This is a genomic window from Niallia taxi (assembly GCF_032818155.1).
Classification (GTDB): Bacteria; Bacillota; Bacilli; order Bacillales; family Cytobacillaceae; genus Niallia; species Niallia taxi_A.
This window is the reverse complement of the sequence record NZ_CP102590.1, coordinates 228,816-245,317: the sequence shown is the minus strand read 5'-3', so window position 1 is coordinate 245,317 and position 16,502 is coordinate 228,816. Positions and strand designations below refer to the sequence as shown.

Genomic DNA, 16,502 nt, shown 5'->3' with positions numbered 1-16,502 from the left:
TATCAGCGTTTATAATAATATGAGCTTTAATATCCCTTCATGTAATTCACAAAGTTTACGGTTTATTTTCTCTATTGCGGGCTGTTTGGCAATCATGTACCCTATGTCTTGTAACGGGACTTCCTAGGCTTTTAAATAGCACTTCTAGTAAGCATATTTTTTATTCATGAATTCACGTATTTTAAAAACACACTTTTGGAGAAAGGATGATTACAATGAGTAAATTAAGAAGCGTACAATTATCTCTTCAAACATCAAGCTTAATAACTGGATTTATGGTATGGGTATTAATATCCTCACTTATTTCGTTTATTAAGGAGGATATTCCCCTTACAGACGGGCAGACTGCCTTAGTGACAGCTGTTCCGGTTATTCTGGGGTCCATATTGCGGATACCTGTTGGATACTATACAAACCGGTTTGGAGCAAGAATTATTCATAGTATCAGTTTTATCCTGCTTTTGCTGCCTGTCTTTTTAATAAGTAAAGCGGATTCAATGGCTGATTTAATTATCGGCGGGTTGCTTATCGGTATTGGCGGCTCCGTATTTTCCGTTGGGGTAACATCTATCCCGAAGTATTATCCAAAGGAAAACCATGGCTTTGTTAATGGTATTTACGGATTAGGTAATGCAGGTACTGCGATTAGTACATTTGCCGCACCAGTTGTGGCGAAATCGATTGGCTGGGCTCAAACTGTGCAGCTGTATTTAATTCTTCTGCTCGTATTTGCTGCCTTAAATATTTTCTTAGGCGACAGGAAAGAACAAAAGGTAACAGTTTCACTAGTAAACCAGATCAAGGGAGTATATAAAAACTCTACACTTTGGTTCATATGTTTATTTTATTTCATTACTTTTGGTGCCTTTGTTGCCTTTACTGTTTATCTACCAAACTTTCTTACTACTCATTTTGAATTAGACAGAGTGGACGCTGGTTTAAGAACAGCGGGCTTTATCGTATTAGCAACACTTATGCGTCCGACAGGCGGCTTTTTAGCAGACAAATTTAATCCATATAAAATATTGATGTTTGTATTTATTGGACTGGCGTTAGCAGGGGTTCTACTGTCATTCTCCCCTTCTATTGAGCTCTATTCAGCAGGTGTATTAACGATTGCATTAGCGGCAGGGATAGGAAATGGGACCATTTTCAAGCTTGTTCCAATGTACTTCTCCAAGCAAGCTGGAATCGTTAATGGAATCGTGTCGGCAATGGGCGGCTTAGGCGGGTTCTTTCCACCACTAGTACTCTCCTTTGTGTTTAATGCAACTGGTCAATACTCAATCGGTTTTATGGCCATTTCAGAGTTTGCATTAGTCAGCTTTGTGATTGTTGTATGGATGTTCTATAAGGACAATCTTTTTATTGAAAAACAAATTATTCATGAAACGAAAGAAGCCATATTAATTACCAACAAAAATGGTATTATCGAAGACATTAACGCTTCATTTACAAAATTAACAGGCTATGCAAAGGAAGATGTGATTGGCAAAAATCCAAGCATTCTTCAATCAGGCAAACATAATCCCGAATTCTATCAAAATATGTGGGAGTCTATATACAAGAGCGGATATTGGGAAGGAAAAATTTATAACAAACGAAAAAACGGAGAGCTTTACCAGCAATGGATTACTATAAGTGCAATTAAGAGTAAATCTGGAGAAGTGAAGAAGTATGTGGGGATGTTAAATGATATAAGTGTAAATGGATAAAAATCAATAATTAACAGAGGGTACCAATCATATATTTGGTGCCCTCTTTTCATGGTGAAACAAATCTAAAAGAGGTTTATACGTGGTGATATTTTTTCTTTGAGATCCATTTATGTGACACCAGTATTACTAATATACTTAAAAGCATTGTTAGGAGAAGATTCCAAACTAAAGTAGAACTGATTGTACTCATCGTTAGCACTTCCATAGCATGCTTGCTCATAGCAGCAGGATTAATCAAATCAATAGCAGGACTTAATCCAACAATAACTCTGCATAGTAATAAAAATCCAATGGATAGTAACGCGATTATACCCTGACCATTAAATAATGTACTAATCATTGTTGTGAACAAAACTATAAAAAGTACCCATACTAAATAGAAAAACAGTGCTAACAGCATATCAACAAGATTAACATTGGAAAATAAAAAGTTCACATATAAACAGGAAACCAGATAGCCTATTGCAACACTCGCTGCAACAAAGAGATAATTAGAAAATATTTTAGCTGAAAGGTATTCTGCTATCCTTACTGGCCTTGTCATGATAAATGCTAACATGCCGTTTGCTTTGTCGGATTGTACTGCACCCATTAATGATACGATGATTATAATAACCCCTAATTGATCAAATTGAGAGCCGAGCGTACCTGCTAACACATCTCCACCTTTTTGAGCTATCATATTAGGATCAATGATTATGCCTTGATTTCCTCCTAAAGATTTTATAATAGCAGGTAAATAATAGTTCAAAATTGGCTGGCTCATTCCTAAAAAGACAAACACAAGTGGGAACCAAACAATTTTTAATTCACGCAGCATTTGCACTAATTCTTTTTTAGTTAACACGGCAAAGTTAGTCATTTTCACACCACCAGCTTCAAAAATATTTCTTCTAAACTATCGTTTTCCATGGCAAATCTTATAATATCTACATGATGCTCTAGAGCACTAGCTAATAACATATTTTTATTCGATTGTATATCTTCCACTTCTATTTTCACTTTATTACCAAAGACCTCGACGTTCTTAACATAGGAGAGCTCTTTAATAATATTAAGCCAATGTAAACTAGCTGCAGTAATCTCAAAATTAATTTTATTATTGCTATCTCTATTTAATAATTCGACGATTGTAGTATCCTCGATTTTTTGTCCTTCTTTAATAATGACAAATCTTTCACAAATTTCTTCTGCGTCCTGCAAAATATGGGTAGACAAAAGAATCGTGGTGTCTTTTTTTATTTCTTGAATGATGTTCAATACCTCTCTTCTGCCGATAGGATCTAATGCTGAGACTGGTTCATCCATTACAATAAATGCCGGTTTATGCAATAAGCTTTGCGCAATTCCTAGTCTTTGCTTCATACCACCTGAGAAGGTTTTAACTCGTGTGTTCCCCTCTTTACTTAAGCCGACTTTCGTTAGTAGCTGCGGAATTTCCCTCTCTAGCTTTTCTTTCTTCAACCCTGAAAGCTGTCCCATGAACATAAGCGTTTCCGTTGCTGTCATCCAGTTATAGAAATTTGGGAATTGTGGCAAATAGCCTATTTCTTTCCTCATGGATGATATTCTCTTTCCATCCAATAAAATCTGTCCTGTATCGGATTCAATAATATTTGCGACCATGTTAATTAAAGTTGACTTACCTGCTCCATTTGGTCCAATTAAACCAAGACATTCACCCGTTTGGACTTCCATTGAAAAGTTATGAACGGCAATCTTTTGCTTATATGCTTTCGTTACATTCTTTATTTCTAATTTCATCGTTACTCTTACCCCTTTCTTCCTATAATAAAATACAAAATTGGGCCAATTGGGTTAATAAGCAAAATGATAAGCGTCCACATCAAAACATGCTGCCGATATGTTCGATTTCTAAATAAATCAATTAATGCAAGGAGAACTAAAATAAAGCCTATTAAAAAAAACGGTAATATAATTGGCAAAATCGCGACAAAATCAAAGTCCTTTAAATCATCTAACCCGTAATGTAAATTCATACAGTTTATTTCCTCCTTTTTATTATCATTATCGATAACGATAACATATTTTTTTCCTTTTAGCACTCATTTTTTGCCTATTATTGTTAAATTCATTATTATTCTATATAATGATAACATTATCAAAATATAAAATTAAATGGCAGAAGTGGATCGTTGTGAAGAAGGACAGTTAAAATCGGGTGCTCCTATTGGCACAAATCGACTATTATAACTGTGTTTTAGAGGAATACCACTTTTAGACTGGAGCTAATTATGGTAAATAAAGCGGAAGCATTAATCCATCCTGTGCGAATAAAAATATCTCAAGCCCTAATAAGAAGTGGTGAAAACGGACTGACACCGTTAGAAATGGTAAAGATGATTAAGGATGTACCACAAGCAACTGTGTATCGACATATTCAAGTCATGCTGGATGCCGGTATTATACGGATTGTTAAGGAAAGAAAAGTTCGTTCTGTTGTGGAAAAGTATTATGTTTTAAATGCAGAGGAAGCGAAATTAAAGGGGGCAGATTGGAAGAACGCAACAACAGAGGAGAAGCTGAATTATTTTTCGTTTTATCAAATAGCGCTTTTAAATCAATACGAAAGCTATTTAGCAAAATTAAACGACCAAGAAAGGACAGAGGATCTTTCTACCTTCTCTTTAGCTGAAATGAAGCTCGATGAAAAGAGCTTCCACCATTTCCAGCAAGAGCTGAATGAGCTAATAGTTAAATACCATAACAGATCGCAAACAAATAAGGACAGTGAGCCTTTTAGAACCGTTGCAATAACCATCATACCAGAAACTTAAAACAGTATGGAGAAAGGAGCAATGAAACATGCTCCTTTTTCTCCATACTTTAATTGTACTTATGCTAATAGCTCTTTACATAATCACAAAACTCAATCAATGTACCATTCGTCGAAGCTGGGTTTAAATAAATTAGCCGTCTTCCTCGTGCGTTTACTCTTCGTGTATCATCGAGAAAACGGACTCCTTCTTTGCGTGCTTCATATATTGCATCATCTAAATTATCAACACGATAAGCAAGATGGTGTACCCCTTTCCCGCGCTGTTTAATAAAACGGGCCATTGGCGAGTTTTTGTTTGTTGGTTCTAGTAATTCGATTACTTTATCTTCCGTTCGCACTACAGCTACATGCACTTCAACACCTGGCGCATCACTTGTATAACGGTCCTCTAATGTGCCTTTTAAAACAGTAAGATAAAATGGTAATGTATCATCAATGCTTCGTACGGCAATTCCGACATGGTCTAAAACATAGTTCAAAATAAATCCCCCATTAAATAGTTCTTATCCAATTAAAGCATAAATGCTTCTTGTTATTATACCATTTCTATGTATATGATTTTAAATTTGCAAATACGGCTTATAATTTCTCTTTAATCTCTCGTAATAATTCAATTAATTCTTTCTGTTGGTGTGCTTGCTTTTTCATGTTGCCTTCGATGGATAAGCAGCTAATCATGATAACCAACACCATTATGGCAATAAAAAATCCCAACTGAATTTCCCCCTTAACATTACCTTTTACCATATAATACCATAATTTCAGTTTGCATTACTCGTTGATACTTCCAACAAAAAAGACAACCGAATAATTCGATTGTCTTTTAAGAATAACGTTTCATTAATTCATCTATGTATGCATTGCCGCGGGGAGTTACTACCGCTTCCTTAAGAAATACGACCAGCACTTCATCGCGAGCACCTTTTGCATATTTAACATTATCAATAATGCCTTCGTGCTCCATTCTTTGCACCTCTGCATTAAACTCTTCTGGGGAAACCGCCATACCAACATCCTTTGGCATCGGCTCGCGTCCCTCTAGTAATCCAAGTAGTATCGCAAATCGTATGGTAATAGAATTCTCTGTCATGATAACACCTCCGTATTCCATTATAGCGACACCTTACGTGCATGTCTTTTTCTAAGGCTGGAAAATCCGTATTTCAGAACTGTCTGTCTATTTTTTCATAGTTGTCCTGCGCAAACAGTCTTATTTCTTAACCTCACTAAAAGATAAACGGTGAAATGTATTAATAGAAACGAACAGCTCTTCCCCTTGTTTCTCCGTCACTTTATCTGTTAACGGAAGATACATCGCCTGATAGGTTTCCGGAACCCAAATATATGTATGGATATACGCAGTGAGCCGAAAACCGCATGTTTGCCAAAAGGCCATACGCCTTTTATTGTCTGGTGTCATTTCTGACTCTGCTTCGATAATTAACATTTCATATCCTTCTGCAATTGCCTTTTGTCTCATTAATGCAACAAATTGTTTGCCAATACCGTGATTCCGCTCTGTTTCTGATACGGCCAAATAGTCAATGAGCATTACCTTGTCATTTATTAGCTTCCCTGTGAGTGCCATGACAACTGGTTTTTTGTCACTGTAGCCGACATGAAGCTCGGCTATGCCTTTTGCCAGCATGTTTTTGATAATTTTAACTGGCTTGGCCCCTTTTTCTCCAAATGCTTCATTGTACAGGGTATTAGCATCCTGCCAAAGCTCTTCGTCCCATTTGGCAACTGTTTTTATTTCCATGAAGATAACTCCAATTCAGCTTTTTAACCATATTTTACACCAAAACATGGTTTGCATCCTACAAATAGACTTTATTCACTTGCTTTCCATTTTTTTGTCTTTAATTATTAAAAAAAGCCTCGAAAAATAGGATAGACAATCAAGTGATCATTTCAAGCTTTGATGTTGATGCTATATAACCTTTTAAGCATGTTGATGATGAACCTAAGAATGATTTGATATATTTTATGGAAAAAGCTTTTTTATTGTTAACTAATATACGGTAAAAATCATGTATGATAGTTATATAGTAAGAAATAAGAAGTGAGGTGCCTGAGATCATGCTAACAAAAGAACAATTACTAGCAATAAAAGACCTTAAAGCTATATGTGAAAGCAAAGAAAAATACGAGCTGAAGCTTAATTTCGATATGCTGGAATCCAGAAAAGGAGATTTTCAGGAGGATTATTTTCATTATGAAGACGGTCAGCTAGTCGGATTTCTCGGCAGCTATGGATTTGGCAATAAAGTAGAGATTTGTGGCATGGTTCATCCGGACTTTCGCCGCAAAGGGGTTTTTTCGATGCTATTTGAAGCTTGTGTTAAAGATTTAAACGATCGCAATATCGAGAGTCTTTTATTGAATGCACCTGCTGACTCTGCATCTGCAAAAAGCTTCCTTAAAAGCATACCTTGTACGTATTATATGACAGAGTATCAAATGAAGTGGCAAGCAATAGAAATGAATGTAGATCCTACAGTCATTATTAGGCCATCCCTTTCAACTGAGGATTTTGAAGCGGAAGTTCAGCTTGATATCCAAGCATTCGGTTTTAAGGAAGAGGAAGCACGGCATTATAATGAAATACTCAGAGAAAACAGCCAAGAGCAAAGATTTATTATTACAGTAGACGGGGAAACGGCAGGGAAAATGAGAGTGGCTGAAGCAAATAATGAAGCATGGATTTATGGGTTTGCGATCTTTCCAGCACTTCAAGGAAACGGTATTGGTAGAAAAGCTTTATCCTGCATTGTAAACAACATGAATCAGAAAGGTCTATCTATTTATCTTGAGGTAGAGACCAAAAATCATCATGCCCTTAGGCTTTATGAAGCTTGTGGTTTTAGAAGCTACCACTCTCAAGATTATTATGACTATCACCTAACTAATTAAAGGACTCAGCCTAATGGTTGAGCCCCGCCTTTTTATATCCGAAAGTGATTTCTCACGAAAAGATTTTTTTATATAATCCGTTTTTGCCAAAAGCATAAAGATACTTGCCCCGCATGAAAACCTGCCCACTTATTCGCTTTCCGTGTTCATCAATAAGGTACAGATTATCAACTGGAGTAATCGTACGATTTCTTATTTTATAGCGCATTATTGTGTAGCTATCCACTTGAACAATTAAGCTTTGTTGATCGAAGATAAATTGTTGAAAGGTATCATCACCTTCTACCAGAAACCGTGCTACTTCTTGTTGATCATTAAGCTGAACAAGATGAAAATCATCGTAGTAGTAAAAATATACTTCCTTTGAATGTACCACATTTAGTGCATAACAATCAGCAATCTCATATTGACCTGCGCCCCAAAGCCTTTGTCCTTCGATTGAATAAGCAACTAAACCATCACTGCCCATTGGTTCACCATAAGTATAATCTCCAAATACACCTTCATCGAAATAACCGACCCAAATAGTGTCTGTCTCATCAATTTGCACGTCATTGATACCATCACCAAGTGTAAATGCACTGATTAATTGTCCATTTGGATTATACCGTCTGGCATTTCGCCCAAGATTTTTTCCATCACCTTTACATCGAGATTGTACAATTAAAATAGTACCATCGGAAAAAAAATCAACCATTGACGGTGTGAGCGGAACATTCTTTAATTCTATGGCTTCGTCCCTATCCTCCTTTATCATTCTAATTGTCCAATTTCTTTTAGGAACAGGCCACTGTATATATTCGAGTTCCTGTAATTCCGTTTCTATCAACACTAATGTTCCGTCATTTGTTATTTGACCATCAACATAATTCATGTTCGAGGAGAAATCCATCCATTTTTGCATCATTAGTTTTTCTATTTTTATCACCCTGTTAAAGACTTTTTGTTATTTCGCTATATCTAATGTTTCTGCGCAAAAGGCGAATTTCCTTTATTTCACTATCCATTATGACGGGATTTTTTTAAGTTTTCCATGCACTACAAGTCTGCCATCCTTTGGATTTGAAAGGTTACTGCATGTTGATAATGTAATGATTTGGTCTTGTTCACTTATCGGCATATTTAAGTCATAAATAGATTTATCTGAAATAGTTTGTAAATATTCTTTGTAGTCAGCTTCACTTGAGAACTCTGTCTTTAAATAATCAAAGCTTGTAGTTGTTGCATACACAGAAAATATTTCCACCTCGTAACTGGCAGCATTTGTTTGATAGGAAAAACTCTTATGCTGGGATATGAAATCTAAGTCTAAAAACTTCTTGAGTTCTCCAAACATAGAGCCATTTTTCATTTCATGACCATAAAGAATCGTTTGTTTTTCTGTGATGTCTGCACTGTTTCGATAGTCCATAAAAATACTGCCTTCCTTTGACACTTCGTTTTTGTAGTTATGTGTTAAGTAGTAATCGTTATTGGTGGTCTGAAGGATCGGATAATCAATTTTTGTATCAGCAATTGTCAGCCAGCCAACAATATCTTGATTTATGTCTGTTAGACTTTGGAGCGGTGTAACTGAAGCTTGGTCATTTGCTTTTGCCTCTTCATGATAAACTGCTTGAATATCCTTCATAATTTGGTCGTTTTTCGCATAACCGTACACAATATCGCCAATTTTTAATAGACTAAAAACGAATATGCCAAGTGAAATAAACAGGATTAATGCTTGGATCCAGTTGAATTTTTTTCGCTGTATAGTTGTTGTCACGTTCACCCCGCCTTATATCTTGAAATAAAAGATGCTCCTCTTTAGCCAAGGCCTTAGGGGAGCTTGATTGATGAATTATTGGTCTGCTTTTTTCAGCTTTCTTTTCCAGAATACGATGGCAGCAGCTGCTGCTGATGCTAGTAATGTACCTACATATAAAAAGATGTTTGTATCATCACCAGTGTGCGGATTTTTCACTGAATCTGTGTCCGCTGTTTTACTACCAGTGCTTACATTTTCACTCTTGCTTCCTGTTTCAGCAGTATTTTCTTCATACTTATCATTTCCAGCATTATTGTTATCTTGGTTTGTGTTTTCATTATTTGTAGTTTCTTCGTTCGTATTATCATCTGGGTTTACTGGTGTTGGATTGTCTGTATTGTTCTCTTCTTCGTTATCAACTGGTTCATCTGGATTCGATGGATTTTCAGGGTTATTGTTATCTGTTTCTTCTTGATCCGTTGATACAATATGGACTGCATTATCTGCATATGCTACTTGATAGTTTTCCGGTAATCCTGTTATTTCGACTTCGGTAAATTTGCTGTCATTCGTCAATGAGCTGTAGCTGATGATAGTTGCATCCTCTGCAGGTACATAACCATCCGTAAAATCAAGCTTTAAGGTACCGCCGAATGTAGCTTCTCCATCAATATTTAACACTTCTTCCTTGCTGCCAATATGAAGTTCAAGTGTTCCAGCATCCGTTTGGATAAAGTCTTGTTCGATTATCAGACCGCTCGATACATTTTCATTAACTGTTCCGCCATTATTAATGACATCACCTGAACCAAACGCAGTGCTTGAACTTGCAATTAGGGAACCTTCCTCAATAACTGTGCCACCAGTGTATGTGTTATCACCAGTAAGTGTTAACACACCAGTTCCATCCTTCGTCAGCTTACCTGAACCTGCGATATCGTTTTTCCAGCTATCAGCGGCATTAAAGCCTCCAAGTGAGCTATCCATTGTTACATTTACATCTGTTTCAAAATCCTCATATCCGCCTGCAGCTGCAAATAGATTTAAGCGGCCCCAGCCTTCTGTGTCATCTAAAACAGGATATCCAGATGGCAAGCCTGTTGTATACAGCACCCAGCGGCGTTGCATGTCATCTAAATAAGGAAAACGTGTTTCAAGCAATACTTCTGCACCTTTTGGCACGACCATCGGTTTTGTTGTGTCGCCAATTTGTTGGAACCCGTATGTAAGACGTTTTGTATAGTTTTGTTTATTTGTTTCGTAATCACTGTATGCATCATAAGAAGTGGCATCCTGTGTCAGCAGTACTTCATGCGCTTCCTTAAAGGCAGCATCCTTCACCGCTTTATTTGCTGGATCATTCAATGCTGCTGCAGCAACAGCTGTCGCCATTACTCTGCCGCCAATGACATCAAGTGGTGAATGCATTCCCGCAACAATACGGCTGTTTCCAAGCTCTGATGCTCTTGTCATCATTTCTTCAAAGCGTTCTGGCACTGCGTAAGCAAGTCCGTATGATGCTAAATAAGCAGCATTCGTATGTCCGCTTGGGAAGCCTCCGTCGCTTGAAGGGTCATCCTTTTTCGCTGGAACAAGCGTTGGCAGCATGCTTACATCCTCACTCCAACGGAATGGACGTTTATAGCTGTAATAAGCTTTTGCAGACGAGGTTGAAGCTCCTGTCCAGCGGATAGTATTAATTAGATTCACCATATTTCCGAGACTGGAATTAGTTTCTGCCCAATTGCCGTTACTGTTTCCGCCATCCTCATATTTAACACTTGTCGCATCTTGAGGAATCTCATCTGGAATCGTTGTTCCAGCATTGGCACCAGTCTTAAAATTATCAGCATAAGGACCAAGACCTGTTATTACACTGTAGTTCTGATTGCGGCGGTCACTAAGGTATGCGTCCTTCGCTTCTGCTTCTGTGCGATTTTTCGTGATAGCGATAGATGTATTTATATTATGATTATGTACACTCTCATTTAAAACTTTACCGTTATCCCAAGAATCTCCTGGCTGCCAAATGTCTAAAAATTTGGAGAGCACACCGATAGAGGAGTTTGTTTCGGGGGTCATATTTGAACTTTCATTACTGCCATATACATCAACATAATAACCGTAAGCTCCTGGTTTTGGTTCAATGGCAGAATTATCTGCTGCTGAAGCTGTATATGCACCTTGTGTAGTTAATAATGTTGTTAATAGTAAAATTGGGATTGTAGACTTTTGATTTTTTTTATTCTTTTTCTGCACTCTTTTATTCGACAAATTTCTTTCCCTCTCTCTCCATATTTAACTTTCAACGTAAGTTTAATGATTAATTGTAAATCCAGTGTGAATTTTATGATAATAAACGTATAGATTTTGAAAACATTGTATATTTATGTATTTTTTTCTCGAAAGATAGAGCAGATGAATATAGCTGGTGCGCTTTTTCGACAATAAAAAACCTGCAGAATATTGTCAGATGACGACATATTCTGCAGGCGATTTATTATAGGCTTTACGGCTGGTTCCTTATAAGTTAACAAAGGCTTCTACATAAAATAAAAGGCCAATAATTAAATGTTATTTTATACATTTTTATGTATAAACGGCCTCGGAAAAGGAATAAACCAGTGCTCCTAAAATTTTGAGAGGTGATAAATAATTTTACATATGGTCATTTTTTGAAATTAACCATTTACTTGTATAAACTTGCTCATTCCTCAAATGATAGGTTTACTGGCTCTTCTAATAGCTCCTCAAGAAAATCAATATTTGTTGTTGGTGTTTGTTCGTCTACCTCCTCAAAACGCAATTCATCTAACCAGACTTGACCGCTGCCTGAAAGCAAAACGCCAAAGGCAATGACTGCACTATTTTTCGGTATATCTAAAACGATGGCATAATGATTCCACTCTGTGTCACCTGTAATAGGACGGTTGCTCATATTATCAAATTGCAATACATCACCAAAATTGTCATCGACTCTCATCCAAAAACCACAAGAAACATCTACCTGTTTTGTTTTAATAAAACCTGATAGCTTTAACCTTTTACCAGCATGTTTTTCTGCCTTGAATTGCTGCATCATTGTTCCAAATTCATGGGAGGGTGTCGTAGTAATAGTTTTTAGAAATCCTGATGCCTTTCCTTTGTGAACAATTTCTCGATCAATCCCTATCTCATATTGAGCAGGACTTGTGCCACTTAAATGCCAGCCTTTTAATAATTGATTATTTTTCATGTCGGTTTCCTCCCTTTGTCTTGTTAACTTAGTCATGATTTTTCGATATTGTCCTGGTGGCAGATGATAATATTTTTTAAAGGAGCGGCTGAAGGATTCCTGTGCTTCGAAACGTAGGTAAAACGCAATATCGATTATTTTTTCATCTGTATACAGAAGCATGTTTGCAGCAAATGCAAGTCTGCGGTATCGAACATATTCAGAAGCGGAAACCCCAACCTCCTTTAGAAATATCCGATGGTAATGAAACTTTGAAAAGCCTGCTTTTCTGGCAAGCATATCGAGCTGTAGTTCATCGTGAATGTTTTTCTCGATAAATTCAATTGATTGGCGAATTACGTCACTGTAAGTCATACTTCCTACCTCCTATCTATAAGATAGCAAAATAAAAAGATGTTTTTTTGACATTTATTGCTTTTTTATGTGAATGAACCGTATAAGAAAACGAAAACAGTAAAAAGTAAAAAGACATCTATTTAAGGAATTGATATGAATGAAAAAAAATAATTGGTTAATAATTCTCATGACTGTTTTGCCGTGGCTGTCCATCCCTTTAATCGGAAAAAAGGCATTTAAGAAGTATTTTTTTGCAGCACTTACGATGAGCACATATCTTGTTCTTGAAGGAAGATTGGCTGAAAAAAGAAAATGGTGGTGGTTTCCTTATAATGTAAGGCCGAATGTATTAGCAGAACTGCCTTTAATTATCGGTCCATTTCTTATTGGTTCCATCTGGATTTTAAAATATACCTTTGGTAAGTTCAATCTATACCTTTTAGTTAATCTTGTTGTGGACTCCCTGTTTACATTTGTTGGGATGGATTTACTTAAAAAAATCGGTTATGTAACTTTAGTCAGACTAACTAAAGTTCAACTGTCTGTCATTTTCCTAATAAAAACGTTTGTATTGTATGGCTCCCAGCTACTTTATGGCAGTTTGAGTGACCGTTTTAAAAAAGAAGGATAAAAAAACATGCGGAAAGGCAAAGCTTGCTTTTCCGCATGTTTTTTTAAAGTAAACCGTATTTCTTAAAGCTGTTATAAATACCGTGCTCGTCATGGGTATCTGTTATATCATCTGCAGCAAGCTTAACGGGTTCCTTTGCATTTCCCATTGCAATCCCATATTGGACATATTCAAGCATTTCTAAATCATTTAACCCATCACCATAACCAAAACTATGTTGCTTATCCAGTTGCAAATGATTTAGAAGCTTTTCAATAGCTGTTGCTTTATGAATGCCTGGAACAGATAATTCTCCGCTGTTTTCACCGAAGATAGGAACAGTGCTTGAAATAACATTAAATTTAGCAGAGAATTCTTTACTGATTTCAGCAATTGGCAAGTCTGAACCTAAAAAGGAAATTTTATTTATATCTTCTCTGATCAAATCTTCACCTTCAATCAAGCAATCATGAAAGGGCTGTATACCTTTCTCCACTTCTTCCTTTGCATGAGGGTTTTCATCAAGAAATCTATTAATAATGTTTTGGATATGCGCTTTACAATTCTTACTTGCGAATAATCCGCCATTGGATTCTAAATAAAAATCTACTCCATGGTTATCAAAATATGCTACAATATGTCGCACATCTTCTGTAGCTACCTTTTCATGCAGCAAAACCTCTTGATCTATTTCAATATAACCGCCAGCTGCCCCGATAATCCCGTCAAAGCCGACCTCCAATATTTCAGGAAAGAGCTCTGCTTTAGAACGACCTGTACATATATAAACTAAATGACCTTTTTCCCTTGCTAAACGTACTGCTAATTTTGCTGAATCTGGTATTATTCCATGATCATTAACTAGTGTTCCGTCTATATCCAAAAATATGATTTTTTGCATACTGCACCTGCCTGTTTATTTAGTAAAAATGAATTTTCAAAATCATTAGCTATGAAATTATAGTAGCAAAAAAGGCTTGTAAGCGCAATATTTTCGTTTTAATAATTCTCTTTTATCTTTTGGACTGCATTATTGATAATCTCAATGACTATATTTGGGTCTGTTAACTGAGGAAAATGCCCGCTGTTATCTGCTAATGTTTGTTTACTATAACTTGTTAAAGAAAGTAGATCCAGTTGATTTTTTCGTCTAATCGTTAAAGCTTCTTTAGGCATAAACCAATTTTCCTTAGTTCCTGTAATTGCATATAAAGGAATGTCTGGAAAAGTTTCATGAAGATTGATTTGGTTAATTGTCTCTTTCACAAAATGTACTTCGCCGAGTTTTTTATGTTGTGATAATGAATCGAATATGGACAGCAATTTATTAATTGTTTTAATTATTTTGCCTTGATACTCATCCAGTTTCATATCCTCGGGATGGCTTGCCTCTAAAAAAACAATCGCAGCTACTTCATCAGGATAAAGCCGAGCAAAAAGATTAGCATATAAACCACCAAGCGAGTGACCAACAATCACATATGGCGGATCTATGGAAATTAATGAAAGTGTTTCACGCAAGGTCTCTATAATCGTTATTCCATCTTGATTTTCTTGCGGTTTGTCACTGCCTCCTACACCTAACCGATTATAACAAAACACGGAAGACAATTTAGAAACATCTTCTAACACCTTCATCCAACCTTCAATAGGACCTGAACCACCGTTAATTAAGATAATATTTGGTTCTCCACTCCCACAAACTGAATACTCTACGACTCCTTTTGATGTTTTTACTTTTTCCTTATTTATCTGCAAAGAACTCCTCCACCTTTTTGTTATCTTTATAGTCTTATACGAAGTATATGGAGTAAAGTTCCACTAATATGTTTAGTTATTTTAGAGAAAATGTTTTAGTGGGTTTATTTTTGAAATTCTTAGTTGCTTGTTTTTTTATTTGTTTATATCTTTGAGTGCGTAGAATTATATATAAACTACAAAAAAGGAAGCAGTGGTCTGCTTCTCAAATTTTTAATTTCATTCTTCCGATCTCTTTTAAACCTGCACGAATTAGCAGAAATACAGCAACCCATGAGGCTGCCATGAGGCCAAGCTGTCCGTACGGAAACATCCATGGTGCATCATAATCCCAAAAGGCATGCATCAGCACCACTAATGCAAACACACGCAAAAATTGGAAGCGAAGCAGCATGCTTGGTCTGAAATTTTCCGAGCCTTGAACTCTGCAAAATGCTGCTCCCGCTAATGCCGACCAAGCAACATGTCCACCTGGTGCAAGAATACCTCTCCACAAAATGGTATAGTACAAATGCTCCCCACCACCTGATAGCAATGCCCTTAATGCGTATCCCGCTGTTTCAAAGGCTGCAAAGCCCACACCAACAGCAGCTCCTATAAGCAGGCCATTTAGGATAAATCTGTATTTCCGAAAGCGCACAAATGAAATAACTGTAATTGTTTTCGCAAGCTCCTCGACAATACCTGTTGTTATGGCATTAGACGTGTTTCTCAGTATATCGAAAAACAGCAATGCAACTAGCATCGAAAGGATTCCACCTAGCAATACGATATACATTACTCTGTAAAAGGCAATATTTTGTGGGGCATTCATTTCCCAGAAGAAAATTAAAGTCGTGAATGGGACAGCGAATGAGCCTGTTAAAATCAGACCTGGAATAAAGTTAGCATTATGAAAATAGCTGACACCTATGTAAAACCCTGCAAACGTAAGGAGTGCAATAATAAAAACCCTCGCAAACAGCCAAGGCTTCGGCCACGTATCTGTCACCTCAGACAGCTTTGGTGTTGTTAAAGCAGTGCCTACGATAAAAAGCCTTTCTGCTTCTAATTCACTGTGATCATGGAATACACGTGAAAATATATTATTGAATTTTGGGTTAACAGAGCGTTCTTTGTTTGGAACCATATCAACATAATGAGCAAATTCGTAAAAGAAGCTGTTGTCGTCGCCAGGAGCATTATCTTTAATAAATTTCTCTCCACAGCTTATGCAAAACTTCACACCCTCTGGATTTGTATATACACATTGTGGACACTTCAAATAACTCGCCCCTCTTTTAACATTCTCTTCAATGAGTATGCTCCAATGAGTGTTGAATTATTTGAATAAATGTTATTAATAGTTTTCCATTCACAACTTCCCGAAAACTAAACAAAAT

General features: G+C 36.6%; 18 protein-coding genes. 4 read left to right on the top strand and 14 right to left on the bottom strand.

Translation table 11 applies throughout. From position 1 onward, the window contains the following. Positions 1–215 precede the first annotated feature (215 nt). The gene (locus tag NQZ71_RS20410; protein ID WP_317012235.1) at positions 216–1,715 is read left to right on the top strand and encodes a nitrate/nitrite transporter; all 1,500 of its coding nucleotides are present in this window, start codon (positions 216–218) and stop codon (positions 1,713–1,715) included. 76 nt (positions 1,716–1,791) lie between these two features. Here NQZ71_RS20410 and NQZ71_RS20405 read toward each other — a convergent pair whose 3' ends face one another. From NQZ71_RS20405 to NQZ71_RS20395, 3 genes are read right to left on the bottom strand one after another with little or no spacing between them, the layout of a single operon-like run. Next, the gene (locus NQZ71_RS20405) at positions 1,792–2,580 is read right to left on the bottom strand and encodes an ABC transporter permease (RefSeq protein WP_260054684.1); all 789 of its coding nucleotides are present in this window, start codon (positions 2,578–2,580) and stop codon (positions 1,792–1,794) included. A 2-nt stretch (positions 2,581–2,582) separates the two neighbouring features. After that, positions 2,583–3,482 carry an ABC transporter ATP-binding protein gene (locus NQZ71_RS20400; RefSeq protein ID WP_275007104.1) on the bottom strand — a complete coding sequence of 300 codons (900 nt, stop codon included), beginning with the start codon at positions 3,480–3,482 and terminating at the stop codon, positions 2,583–2,585. A gap of 8 nt (positions 3,483–3,490) precedes the next feature. Then, positions 3,491–3,718: a PLD nuclease N-terminal domain-containing protein gene (locus NQZ71_RS20395; protein ID WP_144454547.1), complete on the bottom strand. Its 228-nt coding sequence runs from the start codon at positions 3,716–3,718 to the stop codon at positions 3,491–3,493. Positions 3,719–3,973: 255 nt separating this feature from the next. Here NQZ71_RS20395 and NQZ71_RS20390 point away from each other — a divergent pair, with 255 nt between their 5' ends. Then, positions 3,974–4,516 carry a helix-turn-helix domain-containing protein gene (locus tag NQZ71_RS20390; protein ID WP_317012234.1) on the top strand — a complete coding sequence of 181 codons (543 nt, stop codon included), beginning with the start codon at positions 3,974–3,976 and terminating at the stop codon, positions 4,514–4,516. Positions 4,517–4,580: 64 nt separating this feature from the next. On the opposite strand, the gene NQZ71_RS20385 is transcribed toward NQZ71_RS20390, so the two are convergent. The 4 genes from NQZ71_RS20385 to NQZ71_RS20370 all read right to left on the bottom strand — a co-directional run bounded on the left by NQZ71_RS20385 (position 4,581) and on the right by NQZ71_RS20370 (position 6,280). Continuing rightward, a complete protein-coding gene (locus tag NQZ71_RS20385) occupies positions 4,581–4,997 on the bottom strand; it encodes a VOC family protein (RefSeq protein WP_317012233.1) in 417 nt (138 codons plus the stop codon). A gap of 100 nt (positions 4,998–5,097) precedes the next feature. Next, the gene (locus tag NQZ71_RS20380) at positions 5,098–5,232 is read right to left on the bottom strand and encodes a hypothetical protein (protein WP_260054687.1); all 135 of its coding nucleotides are present in this window, start codon (positions 5,230–5,232) and stop codon (positions 5,098–5,100) included. A gap of 109 nt (positions 5,233–5,341) precedes the next feature. Then, positions 5,342–5,608 (bottom strand): hypothetical protein, encoded by a 267-nt coding sequence (locus NQZ71_RS20375; RefSeq protein ID WP_317012232.1) that lies wholly within the window; start codon positions 5,606–5,608, stop codon positions 5,342–5,344. A 120-nt stretch (positions 5,609–5,728) separates the two neighbouring features. Beyond that, complete coding sequence (locus NQZ71_RS20370) at positions 5,729–6,280, bottom strand: GNAT family N-acetyltransferase (protein WP_275007113.1); 552 nt, start codon at positions 6,278–6,280, stop codon at positions 5,729–5,731. Positions 6,281–6,600: 320 nt separating this feature from the next. Here NQZ71_RS20370 and NQZ71_RS20365 point away from each other — a divergent pair, with 320 nt between their 5' ends. Continuing rightward, positions 6,601–7,434 carry a GNAT family N-acetyltransferase gene (locus NQZ71_RS20365; protein ID WP_317012231.1) on the top strand — a complete coding sequence of 278 codons (834 nt, stop codon included), beginning with the start codon at positions 6,601–6,603 and terminating at the stop codon, positions 7,432–7,434. Between the two features lie 52 nt (positions 7,435–7,486). Here the strand turns inward: NQZ71_RS20365 and NQZ71_RS20360 are convergent, their stop codons facing one another. The 4 genes from NQZ71_RS20360 to NQZ71_RS20345 all read right to left on the bottom strand — a co-directional run bounded on the left by NQZ71_RS20360 (position 7,487) and on the right by NQZ71_RS20345 (position 12,770). Further along, positions 7,487–8,341: a hypothetical protein gene (locus tag NQZ71_RS20360; RefSeq protein ID WP_317012230.1), complete on the bottom strand. Its 855-nt coding sequence runs from the start codon at positions 8,339–8,341 to the stop codon at positions 7,487–7,489. Positions 8,342–8,440: 99 nt separating this feature from the next. Further along, complete coding sequence (gene srtB / locus NQZ71_RS20355; protein ID WP_317012229.1) at positions 8,441–9,199, bottom strand: class B sortase; 759 nt, start codon at positions 9,197–9,199, stop codon at positions 8,441–8,443. A gap of 75 nt (positions 9,200–9,274) precedes the next feature. Beyond that, on the bottom strand, positions 9,275–11,455 hold the full coding sequence (locus NQZ71_RS20350; protein WP_317012228.1) for an acid phosphatase: 2,181 nt from the start codon (positions 11,453–11,455) through the stop codon (positions 9,275–9,277). A 433-nt stretch (positions 11,456–11,888) separates the two neighbouring features. Beyond that, entirely contained in the window at positions 11,889–12,770 is an 882-nt protein-coding gene (locus NQZ71_RS20345) for a helix-turn-helix transcriptional regulator (protein WP_317012227.1), read from the bottom strand. Positions 12,771–12,909: 139 nt separating this feature from the next. On the opposite strand from NQZ71_RS20345, the gene NQZ71_RS20340 reads away from it, so the two are divergent. Next, entirely contained in the window at positions 12,910–13,383 is a 474-nt protein-coding gene (locus NQZ71_RS20340) for a hypothetical protein (protein WP_260054693.1), read from the top strand. A gap of 43 nt (positions 13,384–13,426) precedes the next feature. Here NQZ71_RS20340 and NQZ71_RS20335 read toward each other — a convergent pair whose 3' ends face one another. From NQZ71_RS20335 to NQZ71_RS20325, 3 genes are all read right to left on the bottom strand, one after another. Continuing rightward, positions 13,427–14,263 carry a Cof-type HAD-IIB family hydrolase gene (locus NQZ71_RS20335; RefSeq protein ID WP_260054694.1) on the bottom strand — a complete coding sequence of 279 codons (837 nt, stop codon included), beginning with the start codon at positions 14,261–14,263 and terminating at the stop codon, positions 13,427–13,429. 98 nt (positions 14,264–14,361) lie between these two features. Then, complete coding sequence (locus tag NQZ71_RS20330; RefSeq protein ID WP_260054695.1) at positions 14,362–15,120, bottom strand: alpha/beta fold hydrolase; 759 nt, start codon at positions 15,118–15,120, stop codon at positions 14,362–14,364. Between the two features lie 205 nt (positions 15,121–15,325). Beyond that, positions 15,326–16,384: a PrsW family intramembrane metalloprotease gene (locus tag NQZ71_RS20325; RefSeq protein WP_260054696.1), complete on the bottom strand. Its 1,059-nt coding sequence runs from the start codon at positions 16,382–16,384 to the stop codon at positions 15,326–15,328. Between the last annotated feature and the right edge of the window lie 118 nt (positions 16,385–16,502).